General features: G+C 57.0%; 18 protein-coding genes. 10 read left to right on the forward strand and 8 right to left on the reverse strand.

Annotation, left to right across the window (positions count from 1 at the left end; genetic code table 11):
* Nucleotides 1-21: 21 nt before the first annotated feature.
* On the forward strand, nt 22-996 hold the full coding sequence (locus ACR0JI_RS08315) for a Gfo/Idh/MocA family protein (protein WP_480493403.1): 975 nt from the start codon (nt 22-24) through the stop codon (nt 994-996).
* A 59-nt stretch (nt 997-1055) separates the two neighbouring features.
* Nucleotides 1056-1325: a DksA/TraR family C4-type zinc finger protein gene (locus tag ACR0JI_RS08320; protein ID WP_480493401.1), complete on the forward strand. Its 270-nt coding sequence runs from the start codon at nt 1056-1058 to the stop codon at nt 1323-1325.
* A 53-nt stretch (nt 1326-1378) separates the two neighbouring features.
* On the opposite strand, the gene ACR0JI_RS08325 is transcribed toward ACR0JI_RS08320, so the two are convergent.
* The 4 genes from ACR0JI_RS08325 to ACR0JI_RS08340 form a co-directional block, all read right to left on the reverse strand.
* Entirely contained in the window at nt 1379-1921 is a 543-nt protein-coding gene (locus ACR0JI_RS08325; protein ID WP_480476602.1) for a hypothetical protein, read from the reverse strand.
* Nucleotides 1922-2051: 130 nt separating this feature from the next.
* A complete protein-coding gene (locus ACR0JI_RS08330) occupies nt 2052-3872 on the reverse strand; it encodes a M3 family oligoendopeptidase (RefSeq protein WP_480476604.1) in 1821 nt (606 codons plus the stop codon).
* Nucleotides 3873-3957: 85 nt separating this feature from the next.
* Nucleotides 3958-4932 (reverse strand): alpha/beta hydrolase, encoded by a 975-nt coding sequence (locus ACR0JI_RS08335; protein WP_480476606.1) that lies wholly within the window; start codon nt 4930-4932, stop codon nt 3958-3960.
* Nucleotides 4932-5222 (reverse strand): SCP2 sterol-binding domain-containing protein, encoded by a 291-nt coding sequence (locus ACR0JI_RS08340; protein ID WP_209504212.1) that lies wholly within the window; start codon nt 5220-5222, stop codon nt 4932-4934. The genes ACR0JI_RS08335 and ACR0JI_RS08340 overlap by 1 nt, the downstream gene beginning before the upstream one ends.
* 69 nt (nt 5223-5291) lie before the next feature.
* On the opposite strand from ACR0JI_RS08340, the gene ACR0JI_RS08345 reads away from it, so the two are divergent.
* From ACR0JI_RS08345 to ACR0JI_RS08370, 6 genes are all read left to right on the forward strand, one after another.
* Nucleotides 5292-5861, forward strand: coding sequence for a tetratricopeptide repeat protein (locus tag ACR0JI_RS08345; RefSeq protein ID WP_480476608.1), 570 nt, complete (start codon nt 5292-5294; stop codon nt 5859-5861).
* Between the two features lie 20 nt (nt 5862-5881).
* Nucleotides 5882-8707 (forward strand): helicase-related protein, encoded by a 2826-nt coding sequence (locus ACR0JI_RS08350; RefSeq protein ID WP_480493399.1) that lies wholly within the window; start codon nt 5882-5884, stop codon nt 8705-8707.
* A 6-nt stretch (nt 8708-8713) separates the two neighbouring features.
* Nucleotides 8714-9079: an RNA-binding S4 domain-containing protein gene (locus ACR0JI_RS08355; protein WP_209504209.1), complete on the forward strand. Its 366-nt coding sequence runs from the start codon at nt 8714-8716 to the stop codon at nt 9077-9079.
* Between the two features lie 66 nt (nt 9080-9145).
* A complete protein-coding gene (gene fdxA, locus ACR0JI_RS08360) occupies nt 9146-9484 on the forward strand; it encodes a ferredoxin FdxA (protein WP_170616129.1) in 339 nt (112 codons plus the stop codon).
* A 279-nt stretch (nt 9485-9763) separates the two neighbouring features.
* The gene (locus ACR0JI_RS08365; RefSeq protein ID WP_209504207.1) at nt 9764-10273 is read left to right on the forward strand and encodes a CarD family transcriptional regulator; all 510 of its coding nucleotides are present in this window, start codon (nt 9764-9766) and stop codon (nt 10271-10273) included.
* Between the two features lie 117 nt (nt 10274-10390).
* The gene (locus ACR0JI_RS08370) at nt 10391-11152 is read left to right on the forward strand and encodes a potassium channel family protein (protein WP_480493398.1); all 762 of its coding nucleotides are present in this window, start codon (nt 10391-10393) and stop codon (nt 11150-11152) included.
* On the opposite strand, the gene cobS is transcribed toward ACR0JI_RS08370, so the two are convergent.
* Nucleotides 11149-11913 (reverse strand): adenosylcobinamide-GDP ribazoletransferase, encoded by a 765-nt coding sequence (cobS, locus tag ACR0JI_RS08375; RefSeq protein WP_209595911.1) that lies wholly within the window; start codon nt 11911-11913, stop codon nt 11149-11151. The genes ACR0JI_RS08370 and cobS overlap by 4 nt on opposite strands.
* A gap of 78 nt (nt 11914-11991) precedes the next feature.
* Between cobS and cobT the strand changes: the two genes are divergently transcribed.
* Nucleotides 11992-13002 (forward strand): nicotinate-nucleotide--dimethylbenzimidazole phosphoribosyltransferase, encoded by a 1011-nt coding sequence (gene cobT, locus ACR0JI_RS08380; RefSeq protein WP_480493396.1) that lies wholly within the window; start codon nt 11992-11994, stop codon nt 13000-13002.
* 30 nt (nt 13003-13032) lie between these two features.
* On the opposite strand, the gene ACR0JI_RS08385 is transcribed toward cobT, so the two are convergent.
* Complete coding sequence (locus ACR0JI_RS08385) at nt 13033-14913, reverse strand: monovalent cation:proton antiporter-2 (CPA2) family protein (RefSeq protein WP_480493394.1); 1881 nt, start codon at nt 14911-14913, stop codon at nt 13033-13035.
* Nucleotides 14914-14932: 19 nt separating this feature from the next.
* Nucleotides 14933-15388 carry an Lrp/AsnC family transcriptional regulator gene (locus tag ACR0JI_RS08390; protein WP_480476618.1) on the reverse strand — a complete coding sequence of 152 codons (456 nt, stop codon included), beginning with the start codon at nt 15386-15388 and terminating at the stop codon, nt 14933-14935.
* A gap of 147 nt (nt 15389-15535) precedes the next feature.
* Between ACR0JI_RS08390 and hppD the strand changes: the two genes are divergently transcribed.
* Entirely contained in the window at nt 15536-16633 is a 1098-nt protein-coding gene (gene hppD, locus ACR0JI_RS08395; RefSeq protein ID WP_480493392.1) for a 4-hydroxyphenylpyruvate dioxygenase, read from the forward strand.
* A gap of 87 nt (nt 16634-16720) precedes the next feature.
* Here hppD and ACR0JI_RS08400 read toward each other — a convergent pair whose 3' ends face one another.
* Nucleotides 16721-18673, reverse strand: coding sequence for a hypothetical protein (locus ACR0JI_RS08400; protein WP_480476622.1), 1953 nt, complete (start codon nt 18671-18673; stop codon nt 16721-16723).
* Nucleotides 18674-18746 lie beyond the last annotated feature (73 nt).

Genomic DNA, 18746 nt, shown 5'->3' on the forward strand with positions numbered 1-18746 from the left:
CGAACATCTATGGAGAGCGTTATGCAAAAACCGGTTCAGTTTGGCGTGTTGGGAGCCGCGAAATTCGCGCGGGAATACATGGCACCGGCGATACATGCCTCCAACGGGGCGCGATTGGCTGCGCTGGCGACGTCGGATGCGGTAAAGGCTGAACCTTTTTTGTCTTTCTGTCCCGACCTGAACATGTTCGACAGCTATGATGCGCTGTTGGCAGACCCCGGTATCGACGCGGTCTACATTCCACTGCCGAACCACCTTCATTTGGAGTGGAGCCTGAAAGCGCTGGATGCCGGCAAACATGTGCTCTGCGAAAAGCCGATGACAATGAAGGCGGATGAGTTTGACGCATTGATCCAAAAGCGCGACGAAAGCGGCCTGCTTGCTGCCGAGGCGTATATGATCGTGCACCACCCCCAATGGCAGTTGGCACGCAAACTGATTGCGGATGGCGCAATCGGAAATCTGGTGCATGTAACCGGGGCGTTCAGCTTCGACAATCGGGCAGATACCCAGAATATTCGAAACCGTGCTGAAACGGGCGGCGGCGGATTGCGTGACATCGGTGTTTACGTGATCGGCGGCGCCCGGTTTGCTACGGGGCAGGAACCTGTGGCGATACAGTCAGCCATCCGTTGGCAGGATGAAATCGACATCTTCACCGAAATTCGCGCGCAGTTCCCCGGTTTTACCTACTCAAGCTACGTGTCCATTCGGATGCATCCCCATCAGGAAATGGTGTTTCACGGGGAAAACGGCCTGATCCGCCTGACAACACCGTTTAATGCGCGTGTGTTTGGTGAAGCCCGGGTCGAGTTGCATCGCCCGGGGCTTGAGGTGCTGGTCACCCGGTTCCCCGGCGCAGACCATTACAAGCTTCAGGTTGAGGCCTTCTGCCGCTCGGTCCGGGAAGGGGTGGAGTATCCCTGTCCGCTGGAGTTTTCTCGGGGGACGCAAGAGATGATTGATCGTGTGTTCGCGGGTGCAGTTTCGCTGTAACTTGCCCTTTGCGCGCGGGCTCGGCTATCCTTTTGCGTACGTTTAGCAGGAGATGACCCATGGCCGGAGGCTGGGCGCGCGACGGCGCAGTAAACGAACAGATCGAAGCGTCGATTTCGGATGAGCTGGCGCGGATGCAGGCGCAAAAGCGGCCTGTAGGTGAAAGCCTGACTCATTGCGCCGAATGCGAAGAGCCGATCCCTGAAAAACGCCGCGTTGCTTTGCCGGGCGTGAAGCTGTGCCTTGAGTGCCAGCAGGAACGCGATGGCGCGTTCAAAGCGCGCGGCGGCGTCAATCGGCGGGGGTCGAAGGACAGTCAGCTGAAGTGAGTTCGGGTTTGGCTTCTAAGAGCCCTGACTTATAAGCTACGCAAACTGTTCGATCACCAGAATATTGTAAGCTTTGCCATATGCTCTCGAAACATTCCCAGGGCATCAATTGGTAAGATTGCACCATCTTCGAGCAAAATCTTGGTTCGGATTAGTTCAGGGCCAAACTCTCGTTCATGGTAAAAGAACACGATTTCGATTTCTCGCTGACTTGCAATGTCTTGCTCAGAGGCAAATCCTGACAAAGAACCTCCACGCATACGTGCTGGACGTGTTTTCAGGCATTGACCGGCGCCGCTTCCTACCAATTCCGCGCAATAAATCTTGCGTTCTGAAAGATACCTTTCGGTCAAACTTCCATAGTGTTCAGACGTGTAAGGCTTGATGGTTTCCAAGAGAGCTGTGACCGGAGAAGCGCACTCTAAGCAGGTGTACTTGATAAATGCCTCATTGAACTCGGCTGACCAGATTCCCTCTCTTTCCATGTTGGCGATAAGGTATGACCCTTCAAGGCGACCAAACCGAGTGCCTTCTGCACAGCTTGATTGTGCAAATAGAATTGAGGCGACAACTATAAATTGAGTAAGAAGTTTCAATGGCCATCCCGCATTCAAGGCTACGTTTCTTCACTGAGATATAGCTTTTTCATAAAGCCTGATCCAAAATTGCCGGGCATGGCAGGTTTTTTCCGCAAGGCAGATGTCGCCGCCCTCTGTCGAGGGCGTCTCAGCCCTCCATCGCCTCCAACTCGTCGATAAAGCCTGAGATCATCGACAGGCCCTTGTCCCAGAACTTGGGGTCGCTGGCGTCCAGACCGAACGGGGCCAGCAGTTCCTTGTGGTGCATCGAACCACCAGCGCGCAGCATGTCGAAATACTTGTCCTCAAACCCATCCGCGCCGCTTTCGTAAACAGAATAAAGCGCATTCACGAGGCCGTCGCCGAAGGCATAGGCATAGACGTAAAAGGGCGAGTGAACGAAGTGTGGGATGTATGCCCAGAAGGTCTCGTACCCGTCCATGAATTCAAATGCGGGGCCAAGGCTTTCGGCCTGTACACTCATCCAAAGGGCGTTGATGTCATCCGGGGTCAGCTCGCCCTCACGTCGGGCAGCGTGCAGCTTGCATTCAAAGTCGTAGAAGGCGATCTGTCGGACCACCGTGTTGATCATATCTTCGACCTTGCCAGCCAGCAGAACCTTGCGCTGTTCCGGGGTTTCCGCCTGTTCCAGCATCTTGCGGAAGGTCAGCATCTCACCAAAGACCGAGGCAGTTTCCGCCAGCGTCAGCGGGGTGGATGACAACATCTCGCCCTGGCCTGCGGCCAGCACCTGATGGACGCCGTGTCCCAGTTCATGAGCAAGCGTCATCACATCGCGCGGTTTGCCCAGATAGTTGAGCATCACATAGGGGTGGACATCCGTAACTGTCGGATGGGCGAAGGCCCCCGGCGCTTTGCCCGGTTTCACCGCCGCGTCGATCCATCCTTTTGAGAAGAAAGGCGCCGCGATTTCGCCCATGCGGGGATCAAAGGCATCATACGCGTTCATCACCGTCTTTTGGGCCTCTTCCCAATTCACGATACGCGTGTCTTCCATGGGCAGGGGCGCGTTGCGGTCCCAGACCTGCATGACGTCCAGTCCAAGCCACTTGCGCTTCAGCTCATAATAGCGATGGCTCAGCTTGGGGTAGGCGGCCACGACCGCCTCGCGCAGGGCCTCGACCACTTCGGGTTCGACGTCGTTCGACAGGTGACGCCCGGTCTGAGCGGTCGGCATCTTGCGCCAGCGATCAACGATTTCTTTCTCTTTGGCCTGCGTGTTGTGAACGCGGGCGAAGGTTTTGATGTTGTCCTGAAAAACCGATGCCAGTTCACGCGCCGCGGCCTCACGTTTCGCGCGGTCCTGTTCCGTCAGCAGATTCAGGGTGCCTTCGATGTTCAGTTCTTCACCGTCGACATGAAATGCCAGTCCGGCAATCGTTTCGTCGAACAGACGTTCCCACGCGTCGCCGACAACCCCCAGATCATGAAGGAACTTTTCCAGCTCGTCAGACAGTTGGTAGGGCTTCATTGCACGGATGCGACGGAACACAGGTTCGTAGCGGGCTAGATCCGTGTTGGCCGCAAAATGCGCTTTCAGAACATCGTCTTCGATCCGGTTGATCTCGAGCGTGAAGAACACAAGCGGAGTGGTGAAGATCGTGATCTTTTCCTGCATATCCGACAGGAATTTGGCGCGCTCTGCGTCTGTGGTCAGTTGGTAATAGCGCAGACCTGCAAAGGACATGACACGCCCGGCGATGGCGTTGATCTTTTCGTTGCGATGCACACAGGTCAGCAGGTCTGCGGCCTCCAGATCGGCCAGCTTGCCTTCGTAATCAGCAGCAAATGCGGCACATTCGCCTTCCAGCCAATCCAGATCGCGCGCTAATTCGGGTGCGTTTTCCGAGGTGTAGAGATCGCTCAGATCCCATTCCGGAAGATTGCCCAGATTGCCGGAGCCACCGATTGCGTTCGCGTCACGGACAGGGAAGGGAAGGTCGCGCATGGATCACCTTTAGTAGACTGCTTTTGCAAACATCTAGGGCTGGCGCGCCCGGATCACAAGCGGCCAATCCCAAAGGTGAAAGGGTTTACGAGGAAACCAGCTCGGGTGCGCCATTGGCCTGATTGGCCAGAAAATGCGCCGCAATCTTGTCCAGCACCGGCCCCCGAACCTCGGGTGCTTCCATTAGTACCTCGTGTTCACCATCCGGAATTTCGATCAGCGTTCCGTTGGGCCAATTGGCCATGCGCGCACGAATTTCCTTGCGGTCAACGATTTGCTCATGGCTGCCCAGAAATGTCAGGCAGGGTGTCTGAGGGGCGGTCTGCTCCATTAACCAAGCACATTCATCCAGCGACTCGCGCAGCCACAGATTTGAAGGGGCACCAAGCGCGAGTTCTGGGTGTGCATTCAACTGATCCTGCATCATCCGGTACATGTCCGGGTCGCGGGTCAGCATGTTTCCCTCGAAAGGTTGCGACAGGACATAGCTTTTGAGTGTTGTGGTGGGGGGCGTTCGTTCGCCCAGGCCAAGCGCTGTGCCCCAATAGGCCGTAACGCGGCTTAGGGGTTTCATGACCGGAGTGAAGAAAATTCCCCACATTGGGCCCGTGAAAGCGCAAGCGGCAAAACATCCTTTCTCGATGACGGCACGCAACCCGATTGCACCGCCCATCGAATGCCCGACCACGTACCATGGTTTTGGCAGATCCAGCGCGCTTGCAAGTTTCAGAGTGACCTGAACGTCCTGCTGGTAATCGGTGAACTGATCGACATGTCCGACCCGAGCATCGTCCAGCAATCGATCTGCAAGACCCTGACCGCGCCAGTCGACGGCCAGCATGGCGAACCCACGCTCTACGAATTCGCTGGCAGTAGTGCCGTATTTCTCAATGTATTCCGTGCGTCCAGGAAACATCATGACAGTGCCATGTACCTTTCCGTCCGGAAGCCAGTGAGCAACGCGAATGCGTTTTTGATCCGACGTTATCAACCAGTGGGCCTTTCCACCGGCGGGGCCGCCGGCCACGTCTTCAAACAAAGGGGCCGGCGAGAACTCCATCAGGCCAGTACCGATGCAAGTTTCATGGCAACACCCATGTCGCCATCAATGCTCAGCTTGCCGGACATGAACGCACCTGTCGGGTTCAATTCACCGCTGAGGATCTGTTCAAACGTGTCGGCATCCGCGCTTAGGGTGACATCAGCATCATCGTCGCTGACCCGCGCGCCGTTGGAATCCAGGACAATGGCACCCAGATCGGCGATATCAAACTTGGCCGAGGCATCAAACGCGCCGCCTTCCAGTTTTTCATTCAAAGCGGCGGCTGCCTTTTCAAGTGTCTCGCTCATGTTTTTCCTCATATTGTTAGTGCGCCGTGAATGGACATCCCCGGTCGCAACGCTACACTGACTATTGTTATGAGCATTGCAATCCACAATCTCAAAGGTATCGTCGCGGCACTTTTTGTCCTAGTCACGATTTCCTCCACTTGCCTTGCGCAACAGGCGGATTCACGGGACGAGGGCGAATTGCTGCAACAACTTGCCCAATCGACGCCCGATCAGGCCATTGCTCTGGATCGGCAGTTGCAAGCTCTGTGGGCCCAGTCCGGTTCAGCATCGGCCGATCTGCTGCTGGAACGTGGCCGCGAAGCGTTGGATGACGGAGACGTAAGTGCGGCACTGGAACATCTGACCGCCCTGACGGACCATGCGCCCGATTTTGCTGAAGGCTGGCACCTGCGCGCTTCGGCCTTTTTCGGGATCGAACGGTTTGGCATGGCCGCTGCCGATCTGGAACATGCCCTGACCCTGAACCCCAACAATTACGAGGCAATCTACGGTCTGGGCCTGATCTTTGAGATTATCGGACAACCTGACAAAGCTTACGAGGCCTATTCACGGGCATTGGCTATACATCCCCACCACGAAGAAGTAACCAATGCGGTGAATCGACTGAAGCCGCAGATTGACGGCGCAGCGCTGTAAGGTCCGGGCAGGGGGCAAAGGTGAGCGGGTCATCCCGAATAGTGGCCGTTTTGGGCCCTACGAACACAGGTAAAACCCATTACGCAATCGAACGGATGCTGGGATACCGCACAGGTGTCATCGGTCTGCCGCTGCGTCTGCTTGCGCGCGAGGTCTACGATAAGATCGTCGCCATCCGCGGGCCGTCGGTTGTTGCGCTTGTCACCGGTGAAGAGCGGATCGTACCCCCCCGGACCCAGTATTGGGTCTGTACTGTCGAGGCGATGCCCGAAGGTATGGGTGCGGATATCGTGGCGATTGATGAAATCCAGTTGTGTGCCGATCCCGAGCGCGGCCATGTCTTTACAGATCGCCTGCTTCGGTCGCGCGGAACAAACGAGACGCTTTTTCTTGGCTCTGACACGATGCGCGGCCCGATTGCGGCGCTGGTGCCCGAGGCGCAGTTTGTCCGACGCGAGCGGATGTCGCAGCTGGTCTATTCCGGTTCGAAGAAACTCAGCCGGATGCCGGCCCGCAGCGCTATTGTCGGGTTTTCGGTTGAGAATGTGTATGCCATCGCGGAGCTTCTGCGCCGCCTGAAAGGTGGCGCGGCGGTGGTCATGGGGGCCCTGAGCCCACGGACGCGGAATGCCCAGGTGGAACTTTATCAAAATGGCGAGGTTGATTATCTGGTTGCCACAGATGCCATCGGCATGGGCTTGAACCTGGATGTAAACCACGTTGCATTTTCATCCCTGACCAAATTCGACGGGCGGCGGATGCGCCCGCTGGCCCCGAATGAACTGGCCCAGATCGCAGGCCGTGCCGGGCGTGGCATGTCGGACGGCACCTTTGGCGTGACCGGAGAGGCGCCGCCGCTGGACGAAGGTGTCGCCCAGGCAATCATGGACAGCCGGTTTACGCCGATGAAAAAGCTGAACTGGCGGAATGCCGCTCTCCGGTTTGGTTCGATTGATGCGCTGATCAGCTCGCTTGAGGTCAGTCCGAGTGACGAACACCTGATCAAAGCCCGCCCTGCTGATGACCTGAATGTGTTGAAATCGCTGTCACAACAGGCCGAGATTGCCGCCCGTGCAAGTGACGGTCCATCCATCCGATTGCTGTGGGATGTGTGCAGAATCCCTGATTTTCGCGGCATCAGCCATGCAGAGCACGCCAGTCTGCTGGAAGTGATCTATGGCCACCTGCACGAACGCGGCAGTATTCCCGACGATTTCATGGCCCGGCAGATACGGCGGATTGACCAAACCCATGGGGATATCGATGCGTTATCCAAAAGGTTGGCATATATTCGCACCTGGACATATGTTGCGCAACGAAACGGTTGGGTGCGTGACGAATCACATTGGCGTGACGAAACGCGCACTGTAGAAGACAGGCTGTCTGACGCACTACATGAGCGACTGACTCAAAGATTTGTGGACCGGCGTACATCGGTTTTGTTGCGGCGGCTCAAACAGAAGGAGGCCCTTTTGGCCGAAGTAAATGACAAGGGTGAAGTGACCGTCGAAGGCGAATTCGTCGGTCGTTTGGAAGGGTTCCGGTTCAGCCCGGACAAAAGCGCGCAAGGAACCGAAGCGAAAGCGCTCAAATCGGCATCTTTGCAAGCACTCGCGCCGCAATTCCATCTGCGTGCCGATCGCTTCTACAATGCGCCCGATACCGAAATTGATTTCACCGATCAGGGCGGCCTGATGTGGGGCGAATATGCCGTTGGCAAACTGGTTGCCGGGGCCGAACCTCTCAAGCCCGTGGTCGAGGTTTTTGTGGACGAGGCCGCAGGTCCGGATGTCGAACAGAAGGTGCGGCGCCGGTTGCAGCATTTCATCGACCGCAAGATCGCTGCACTGTTCGAGCCGCTGCTGAATCTGTCGCGCGACGAGGAGCTCAACGGGCTGGCGAAAGGGTTTGCCTTCCGCATGCTCGAGGCGCTGGGCGTACTGCCGCGCGCCGGCGTCGCGCAAGAGGTCAAGGATCTGGATCAGGACGCGCGTGGCGCCTTGCGCAAGCATGGCATCCGCTTTGGCCAGTTCACCATCTTCATGCCGCTCTTGCTGAAGCCCGCACCGACGCGTCTGCGTCTGGTGCTGTGGGCGCTGTATGGCGGTTTGCAGGAATTCCCCGAAGCACCGCCTCCGGGGTTGGTGACTGTGCCGGTCGCCAAGGATGCACCGCAGGGTTACGACACCATGTGCGGCTACCGCGATGCGGGCGACCGATCGATCCGTATCGACATGCTGGAACGTCTGGCCGATATGCTTCGTGCGGAAGACAGCCGTGGCGGGTTCGAAGCCAAGCCGGATATGCTGTCGATCACTGGTATGACGCTTGAACAGTTTGCTGACCTGATGCAAGGGCTGGGTTACAAAGCCGAACGCGGCGAGCGTGGCAAGGTCAAACCGGCACCGGTTGAGCAGCCTGTGACAGAGGCGGCTGAACAAGCCGTTATCGACGAGACGCCAGCACCTGACGCGGCATCAGAAGAGGTCGCCGCGACCGCCGAGGAGGCAGCCGAGGCCACCGAAAGCACCGAGACGGCAGCCGAGGCTGTCGCAGAGGGTCAGGTTGCGGAACCTGCGTCGGATGAACCCGAAGTTGAAGTGTTTTACACCTTCACCTGGGGCCGTCAGCGTCAGCCGAACCGTGGCCCGCGCCGCGAGCCGGGGCAGGGCAAGGGGAAACCACGGGGCAAACCGCAGGACGGCCGTGGCAAACCGCACGGCAAGAAGGGCGGCAAGCCGCAGGGTGCCAAGACCTTCTCGTCACGGCCACCGAAAAAGGAAAAGGCCATTGATCCCGACAACCCGTTCGCCGCAGCGCTTATGGGTCTGAAGGACGGCAATTGACGCAAGATGGCCGAGGCCAAACTGCGAATTGACAAATGGTTGTGGCAGGCGCGGTTCTTCAAGACCCGCAGCCTTGCCGCCAAACAGGTCAGTGGCGGCCATGTCCGGCTGAATGGAAACCGGGTGCTGAAACCGGCCCAAGCCGTGGCCCCCGGTGATGTTTTGACCTTCTCGCAGGGCCGCATTGTCCGCGTCATACGTGTGGAAAAACTGGGGGAACGCCGCGGTCCGGCGCCCGAGGCGCAAACGCTGTACTTTGATATGACCGAAAAGCAGGAAGCGCCTCTTGTAAATCCGGGTTTCGAGGGAAAAGGTCGGCCAACCAAGAAAGATCGACGTGCTATTGATCTTTCTCGCCCGGAAGATCACTGATCCTGTCTTGAAGAGCGGGCCAGACTGAATTAGCTAGTCGCTCAAACCGCAAACAGGAATCCGACCATGACCTATGTAGTCACCGAAAACTGTATCGCCTGCAAATACACCGACTGTGTCGAAGTGTGCCCGGTGGACTGTTTCTACGAAGGTGAAAATACGCTGGTCATCCATCCTGACGAATGCATTGACTGCGGCGTGTGCGAGCCCGAGTGCCCCGCCGACGCGATCCGCCCCGATACCGAGCCGGGCATGGAGGAGTGGGTCGAGTTCAATCGCAAGTATTCCGAACAATGGCCGGTGATCGTCACCAAGAAAGACCCACTGCCAGATGCGGAGGAGCGTGACGGTGAAGAGGGCAAGATGGAGAAGTATTTCTCGGAAGCGCCCGGCGAAGGCGGCTGAGTGATTCGTTCCAAGCGGCCTGTTTTGGCATAAAGACCGCGGCACAACCTGTTGAATGCAGGTTGAATATGATAAATTCCCGTAAGGTAAACTTTCGGGCGTCGTAAATTTGTGATATACTATATCTACATGATGACCGAGATTGGGATGCGCTCCGTAAGTATGCTCACTTTGGAGTTCTGAATTTGTGACAATATTGCCGCCTGACGGGGCTGAGACAGTCCCCGCATGTGGTGCTTTTGTTGTCCGTGTCCCGTCCGCTAGCAAGGAAAAAACTGAATGACAAAGTCGAAAAAGCTCGAGTTCCGCCCGAACGACTATGTTGTCTACCCCGCCCATGGCGTGGGTCAGATTATCTCGATCGAGGAACAGGATGTCGCGGGATTCTCGCTTGAGCTGTTCGTCATCTCATTTGAGAAAGACAAGATGACGCTGCGCGTGCCGACCAACAAGGTAACCGAATCCGGTTTGCGGTCGCTTAGCTCGCCCGATGTGATCAGCCAGGCGATGAAAACGCTGAAAGGCAAGGCCAAGGTGAAACGCGCTATGTGGTCCCGCCGTGCGCAGGAATATGAGCAGAAGATCAACTCGGGTGATCTGATCTCGATCGCCGAAGTGGTCCGTGACCTGCACCGCACCGATGATCAGCGCGAGCAGAGCTATTCCGAGCGCCAGCTGTACGAAGCTGCCTTGGAGCGTCTGACCCGTGAGGTCGCGGCTGTTTCGGGCGCTGGCGAGGTGTCAGCTGCCAAGCAGGTTGACGAGGTTCTGACCTCACGCGCTGCCTGATCGAAGGTACTTTGACAAAACGGGCCGCTCCAAATTTGGGGCGGCCTTTTTCGTGGCTTGGTGAATTGTTCAAGTGGCGCTAATTTCACTGTGTATGCAGCAGATTACCGGACGCACATGAAGCAGACTGTGAAATACCTGTACATCGGACACGACCCTGTTTCGGTCTGGTTTAGGTATGCGCTGATCCTGTTTGACGTGGCGACAATCATTTTCTTTGTCGCGACGGCCCACATCCCGCACGGGCCGGGCTTGACCGTTGCAAGCCAACTGGTCGGTGTGCTGATCTTTCTGGATTTCTCTGCGCGTCTTTGGATTTCAAAAGACCGCTGGAGATTTTTGCGCCAGATCTACACAGTGGCGGATATCGTGGTCGTCCTCTCGCTGGTGCTTGATCCGTTTTTGACAGGAAACCTGGCTTTCCTGCGGATTTTACGCGCCCTGCGTCTGATCCATTCATATCATCTGCTCTGGGATCTGCGGCGCGACAGCCGTTTTTTCCGCACGCACGAGGACGCAGTTATTGCGGCGATCAACCTGCTGGTCTTTGTCTTTGCCACCTCGACGGCCGTTTTGGTGTTTTTTATCCCCGAGGACGCGCAAACGCCCTACATAGACGCGCTGTATTTTACCATGGCGACGCTCACCACGACCGGGTTTGGCGACATCACTTTGGTCACACCGGGCGGCAAGCTGTTTTCCGTCTTCATTATGGTCGTTGGCGTGGCCTTGTTCGTCCGGCTGGCGCAGGCAATTTTCGCACCACAGAAGGTCCGTCACAAATGCCCCAGCTGCGGGCTGTACCGGCACGACCCCGACGCCGTGCACTGCAAACATTGCGGCGATACATTGCGAATTGAAACCGGGGGCGCGTCTTAGATCTGGGCGCTGATGGCAAGCAGAAACGTGATCTCCGCCAATTGTTGTGATGCGCCCAGAATGTCTCCGGTTTGACCGCCGATCTTGGTCTTCGCGACGAGCCCCAAAACAGCAACGATCAAAGCCGCGCAGAGTATCGCGGTAAGCGCCAGACTTCCGCACAAGCTGTAAGCGACCAGAATCGCGATGCCCACTGCGATACAGGCTGATCCTGCGCCGGGGGTGCCAACAGAATGGCTCAGGCCCGACTTTCTGGCGTTTGGAAGAAGAACCATTAGTGCTGGCATCAGGGCGCGGGAAAATACACAAGCCGCAACAACCATCCAGATCGGACCAACGGCCAGTATGGTGGAAATCGCAGAGATTCGTAAAATCTGCGAGATCATCAAGGCAAGCACGCCGTACGTTCCAATCTGGCTGTCCTTCATGATCTCCAACCGGCGTTCAGGAGTGAAACCGCCCCAAAGCCCGTCGAACGTGTCGGCCAGACCATCCTCGTGCATAGCGCCCGTCATCAAGACCAGTACCGCGACCAGCAACGAGGCTGCGACAAACGGGGGCAGTTGTAGACCCATCGCCAGCCAACCGGTCAGGCATGCCAGCCCGCCAACGACCAGCCCAACCAGTGGAAACGCCCATGCCGATTGTGCCTGCCGGGCAAACACGGCTTTAGGCAAACGGGGCAGGGGCAGGCGGGTCAACAGCACCAGAGCCAGCGGAACATCCCACAGGGAAAACGGTTTGGTGTCGTTTTTTTGCACACCCGTGCCTTTCGGGGTCTTGTTGGTTTCGATCCTTCGGTTAAACACGCAGGACCACTCTGATGCAATGAGGCTTTCATGCTGCCTGAACTGAATGATTTGAACACGTTCCGTGCTGTCCTGGCGGGGGCTCCGGGCCCGGATGCTGCTGCGGTGCAGGGCGCGGCCGAGCGAAATGGACAATTGACCAAACCCCCTGGCGCGCTTGGTCGGCTTGAGGATCTTGCGGTCTGGTATGCAGGATGGCGGGGGGACGCCCGTCCACAGATCAGCGCACCTCAGGTCATTGTTTTTGCCGGAAATCACGGTGTTACCGCGCAGGGTGTTTCGGCCTTTCCGCCGGAAGTGACCGTGCAGATGGTGATGAATTTCGAACATGGCGGGGCGGCGATAAATCAGTTGGCCAGGGCCGCAGGCGCGAAGATGGATGTACACGCGCTGGATCTGGACAAGCCGACTGCGGATTTCACCCAAGCCCCAGCCATGACAGAGGATGAATTGCTAGCCGCGTTGCGCACTGGCTGGCAGGCCGTTGATCCGCAATCCGATCTTTTGGTGGTCGGCGAAATGGGGATTGGCAACACCACCCCGGCTGCGGCTATTGCCTGTGCTCTGTTTGGTGGCGACGCGTCCGATTGGACAGGGCGCGGAACTGGTGTGGATGACGCAGGTCTGGTCAACAAAACCCGTGTCGTGGCCGAGGGTGTCGCCAAACACGCGTCAGATGATGGTCTGGACATCCTGCGCTGTCTGGGTGGACGCGAGATTGCCGCAATGGCGGGTGCAATTGCGGCTGCGCGGGTGTTGCGCATCCCGGTGATCCTAGACGGGTTCATTTGTTCGGCCGCCGCCGCCTGTTTGTGTAAGCTGTCCGATGGCGCGCTGGATCATGCTGTGGCAGGTCATCAAAGCGCCGAAGCGGCCCATGGTGCCGTGCTGGCGAAATTGGGTAAAGAGCCATTGCTGAGCCTTGGCCTGCGGTTGGGCGAAGGGTCCGGCGGGGCATTGGCGATCAACATTCTGAAAAGTGCCGTTGCCTGTCATTCCGGCATGGCAACCTTTGCCGAAGCTGGGGTTTCTGACGGCTAAACCCGCGCCTGACTCGGGCAAAGGCTTGGGTCAGGCCGATTTTTTTGCGTGCTCTTCGGCCAGTTCCAGCAGCGCGGTTTCCAGATCCTTTTCCAGCGCCTGCGAACGCTCAATGTATTTTTTGTTTTCGGCGGTTGGCAGTCCGGGAACCCAAAGCTCGGCCAGATCACGCAATGACTTCCGGTCGTGGTGGTAAAACGTCTGCTCGGCCTGGGCTGCTTCGTACTCACTCAGCCCGATATTCTCCAGAACATAGCGACCTGCACGCAGCGAGCTGTCGAACATTTCCCGCACGATGTCATTGGCACCCGCCTGATACAACTCGTACACATGGGTCCGGTCGCGGGCGCGGGCGATGATGTGCAGGTCAGGGCGCTGCCGTCTGGCATAGCTGACCAGTCGCGTGACTTGCTTGTGATCATCCATAACGGCGACAAGAACGGATGCTTTGTCCAATCCCGCCGCGCGCAACAGTTCCGGCCGAGTGGGATCACCCAGAAAGCCTTTGACACCAAATCGGCGCATCAGCTGAATGGTTTCAATATTGTGGTCCAAAACGACTGTCTTGAAACCGCTGGCCCGTACCAGCCGGTTGACGATCTGACCAAAGCGACCAATGCCGGCGATGATGACCGGGCCCTTTTCGTCGATCACGTCCGGTTCGGGGGTGGTCGCTGAATCGCCAATCTTCTTTGACAAGGCGTCGTAGACAATGAAAAGAAGAGGTGTGATCAACATCGTCAGAGCAACGATCATCAGCAGCTTTTGCGACAGGTTGGGCGGAATAACATTCTGTTTCGTCGAAAATGCCAGCAGGACAAATCCGAACTCACCAGCCTGCGCTAACCCAAGGGTGAACAACCAGTGATCACGCCCCCGCAGTTTGAAAGCCTTGCCCACTAGATAAAGGATGATCCCCTTGGCAAGTATCACAAGCAGCGCCAGTCCAATCAGGTCCAGCGGGTCGTTGAAGAAATAACCAAAGTCTATTCCGGCCCCGACCGTGATGAAAAACAGCCCCAGAAACAACCCTTTGAACGGTTCAAGGTCACTTTCCATTTCATGTCTAAATTCAGAACTGGCCAAAACAACACCTGCCAGGAACGCGCCCAAGGCAGGTGACAGGCCGACCAGTGTCATCAGAAACGAAATACCCACGACGATCATCAGTGCTAGTGCGGTGTACATCTCGCGCAGACGGGTTGCGTGGATGAAGCGAAACAACGGTCTTGTCAGGTAGACACCGGCCAGAATGACAAACACCACCGCGCCGATTGTGACCAGGGTAACGGCCCAGCCCGGCAACCCCTCTACCAGTGACAGGCTGTGATCGCCCGCGCCATGTGAACCTCCGGCCCCCCTGTCTATCGATCCATCGGCTTGGAAGCGCGGCATGGCGGGCAGGGCCAGCAGTGGCAACAAAGCCAGAATTGGGATCACCGCAATGTCCTGCGTCAACAGAACCGAAAATGTCGCACGGCCGCCATTTGTCTGCATCAGGCCTTTTTCTGACAAGGTTTGAAGAACGATCGCGGTCGATGAAAGCGAAAGGGTCAACCCTACCGCCAGGGCAACCGACCAGGGATGGTTGGCGTACATGGCCACGGCAGCAATCGCGATTGTTGACAGCAACACCTGCAATCCGCCCAGACCCAATAGCTTGTCGCGCATGTCCCATAGGGCGCGTGGCTCCAGTTCTAGGCCAATGAGAAACAGCATCATCACCACGCCAAATTCGGCCACATGCTGAAGATTTTCGGTTTCCGCTCCGACAAGTCCCAGTACGGGTCCGATAATGATCCCGGCGGCAAGATAGCCCAGCACGGACCCCAACCCTAGTCTGGCAGACAGGGGAACGGCAATGACAGCCGCTGCCAGATAGATCGAAGCCTGATATAGAAAGTCGTCCATGTGTGTCCTCGGAACCTTTTCAGGTGGGAAGGGGGGCGTCGCGTTTAAGTTGATCCATTACGATCTGGCTTTGTACTCTTGCAACGGCAGGATGCGGCAGGATCACGTGATGTAGCAAGCTGTTGAGGGCGGACAGGTCGTCACAGTAGATGTGCAGCAGATAGTCGGCCTCGCCCGTCATCGTCCATGCGCTGGTAATTTCGGGGCGGGTGTCGACCATGCGGGCAAAGCTTGCGGATTGCTCGGGGCCATGGGTGCCCAGATGCACCTGAACAAACCCCTGCACCTGCAGGCCCAGTTTCAGCGGGTCCAGCCGGGCAGCGTATCCGGTGATGTACCCTTCGACTTCAAGCCGTTGTCGGCGGCGTCCCGCTTGACTGGACGACAAGTTCAGCATTTCACCCAGTTGATGCGCCGTCAGATGTGCATCTTTTTGCAGCGCGGAAAGCAGTCGCTTGTCGGTTGCATCCAGCATGTGCGGAAAAATCCTGATTTTATTAATTTATATGCGCGTTTTACGCGTCATCTTGCAGTTTATACGAAAACAATGCGCAGAAACAGCGCCAGAAAAGTCGTATTTTTGAATCAGCAAAGAAATTCCTGTTTTCGTAGGAGACGCGCCATGGGTCCTTTCCCGCACAATGCCCCGAAATCCGTGATCAGCGAAGAAAACCCTGCCGGTACAGATGGGTTTGAATTCGTCGAATTCGCCCATCCAGAACCGCAGGAGCTGCGTGATCTGTTCGCAAAGATGGGGTTTGATCTGGTGGCCCGCCACAAGGAAAAACCTGCTGTCGAGCTTTGGCAACAAGGGGATGTCACATACATCCTGAATGCTGACCCGGACAGTTTCGCGGCTAAGTTCGTGGCCGAACATGGGCCCTGCGCGCCATCGATGGGCTGGCGGGTGGTGGACGCGCAAAAAGCGTATGAGCATGCCCTGTCAAAAGGTGCGGAACCTTACGACCACGATGACAGAACAATGAATGTGCCTGCGATCAAGGGTATTGGCGGGTCGCTGATTTATTTCATTGATCAGTACTACGACACATCACCCTATAATCAGGAACTCTATTGGATCAAAGAATCAAAACCTCGGGGCGAGGGGTTCTTCTATCTCGATCACCTGACGCACAACGTCTACAAGGGCAACATGGACAAGTGGTTCAAGTTTTATGGCGACCTGTTCAACTTCCGTGAAATCCGTTTCTTTGACATTCAGGGGAAGTTTACCGGCCTTTACAGCCGAGCGCTGACGTCTCCCTGCGGCCGTATCCGTATTCCGATCAACGAGGACCGCGGCGAGACCGGGCAGATCGTGTCTTACCTGAAGAAATACAAAGGCGAAGGCATTCAGCATATCGCTGTTGGCAGCGACGACATCTACGCTTCAACCGATGCTATTGCTGAAAACGGGCTGAAGTTCATGCCGGGTCCAAACGAAGCTTATTACGAGAAGTCCAGGACCCGCGTGGTCGGCCATGAAGAGCCGCTAGACCGGATGATGAAACACGGCATCCTGATCGACGGCGAAGGCGTCGTTGACGGAGGCGAGACGCGCATTCTGTTGCAGATATTCTCGAAAACGGTGATTGGCCCGATCTTCTTCGAGTTCATTCAACGCAAGGGTGATGATGGTTTCGGTGAAGGGAACTTCCAGGCGCTGTTTGAATCCATCGAGCGTGAACAGATCGAAAGCGGCGAGATTTCGGCAGCTTGATCAAAGTAAACCAACATGTCGGAGGCGGTTCTGCCGCCTCCGACGCGCCTGTTTACAGTTAATGGGTCAAGGCCTTGAGTGCCGAAATCAGCCACGCGGCATCGCCAGCGTCACGTTTTGACCCTTCTTCTGATAACGCAGCTCGCTGTCGCTGATGGCAATGACCTTGCCGCCGTCAATACTGTCCCCAACTTTCAGTTTCTTGTAACGTCCACTGGGAAGCCGGACCAAGGCGCGCCGGTTGGCGGGTGTGCCGTAAACACCGATCAGATTCAGGCGACGCAAATTGATCGCGTTATCGAGCGTGGCCTGCCGGGCAACAGACGCAGTTGTGGGAATCTTGGGGGCGACAGATTTCGCCTGAAACGATCCGGATTCGTCAGAGCTCTGGTCCAGCGCGGCCGTTGATCCAAGATTGGAGTTACCAGAAGCGGGTGCCTTTGCAGTGTCCAGACCCGCCGGGCGCACCCTGGGGCGCGGGACACGGACAACGGCCAACGCGGTTGGCGTCTCGTCGATTTCTGTGCGCGCTTGCAGACTGTCCGGGCGTGCTTTTGGGCGCTTGGCCGAAAGCTCTGCCAGCGACCGCCCCCCCAACTGCCCGCGTTCGAAACTCTCGACCAGATCTGAAGGGCGAGGTTTGGGTCGTAGACCGGCCAGCCTTTCGTCGACCTCGTCAAGTACGGGTTCATCTTCGAAACGCACTGGCGTTGCTGGCGGAACCTTTGACGGTCGGCCTTGATAAACGACAATCCCATCCGGGTTCAGCGTTCCTTCCGGTGTAGGTGCCACAAGCCCGCGATCATCCAGATTGAACCGCGCTCCTGCTATGCCATGTTGCACGTCCCGAACGAAGGGTTCGTCGGTATCGAAACTGGAAGCCGGGGGCAGGGCAACCGCATCGCTGGACAGGTCGGATTTGTCGATCGATGTCAGATACAACTCGTCCGGCTCCGGGGCTTCCGGCACGTCCAAAGCGGCCGGGGGCGTTACATTCACACCGGAGGCGGCGCTGATATCCTCGTCTGCCTCGGGGTCCTGAGCGATGGGGTCAACCAGAGTAGGGGCCACCTTGAGCGCCTCAAGGATTGCCGCGTCGGTAGGGGTGAGCTCTGGTTGTTCTACGGCTTCGGCCTCGGCAGGTTCTGGCGTGGGGGGCACATCCCTGTCCAGTGGAGCCTCAGGCGGCAAATTTTCAGGGGGGGTGATTGCCGCAACTTCGGGCACTATCGGTGGCAGGGCGTCGATATCCGGCTCGGAAACACCTATCTCGGTTGGAGTTGGGCTCAGTGCGACCTGATCTGTTTCTCCACCGCTGTCCAAGGCCAGCCAAACGCCGAAAACGCCGCCAAGAAGAACCGCCGCGGCAAATGCCGGGATCGCAATGCGCGGTGCCTGCGCTTTCGTATTCGCAAACTTATTGTCAGGTGTTTCGGGGGTCAGAAACACGTTTGGTGCGGCTGTGCCTGCAATGGGATGCGCTGGTTTCCCGGCGGATTTTGCCGGTTCGGGCTGGTCTGTGTTTTTTGCCGACAGCGGTGGCTCTGCTGGTCGGGTTTCCGATGCGCCCGAACGCTCTGCGAACAATGCTTCTCGAGGGAATGCGTCTGCGTCTTCTTCGGCGCAAAATAAAACCGGCACGAAACCATGGTCCGAGGCAAAGGCCCGAGCCTCGCTCAGCGTTTCTTGCGCAACAGCCGCAACATAGGTGGTGCCGCCTTCGGTTTGATAGTCGTAGCTAAGTTCGGACAAAACGTAAGGCGTTGCGTCAGCAAGTGCGCTCTCAATGCGTTCCACTGTGTCTTGGGGGGGTAAGCCATCGGTTGCAACCTGAAGGTATCGAACCTGTTCGGAAGGCAAAACAAGCTTGCAGCTCAGGTCGTTTTCCAACGCAAAAGCGTTTTCCCGCAAAACCTGCATCTGACCAGACAGGTCCGGCGAATCCAAGGGAATCGAGCCGATAACGAACCATTCGTCATCCGAGTGATGATGCAATGATATTCCGGTCGCAGAAAAAGACAGCGCAAAGGCAGGTTTCATAATCCGCAGGAACCATAATTATCAACGTCAATGCAAACACCTTGGCGTTCGCAGACCGACATTAAAGCAGGAA

It is taken from the genome of Ruegeria sp. N10 (assembly GCF_056531545.1).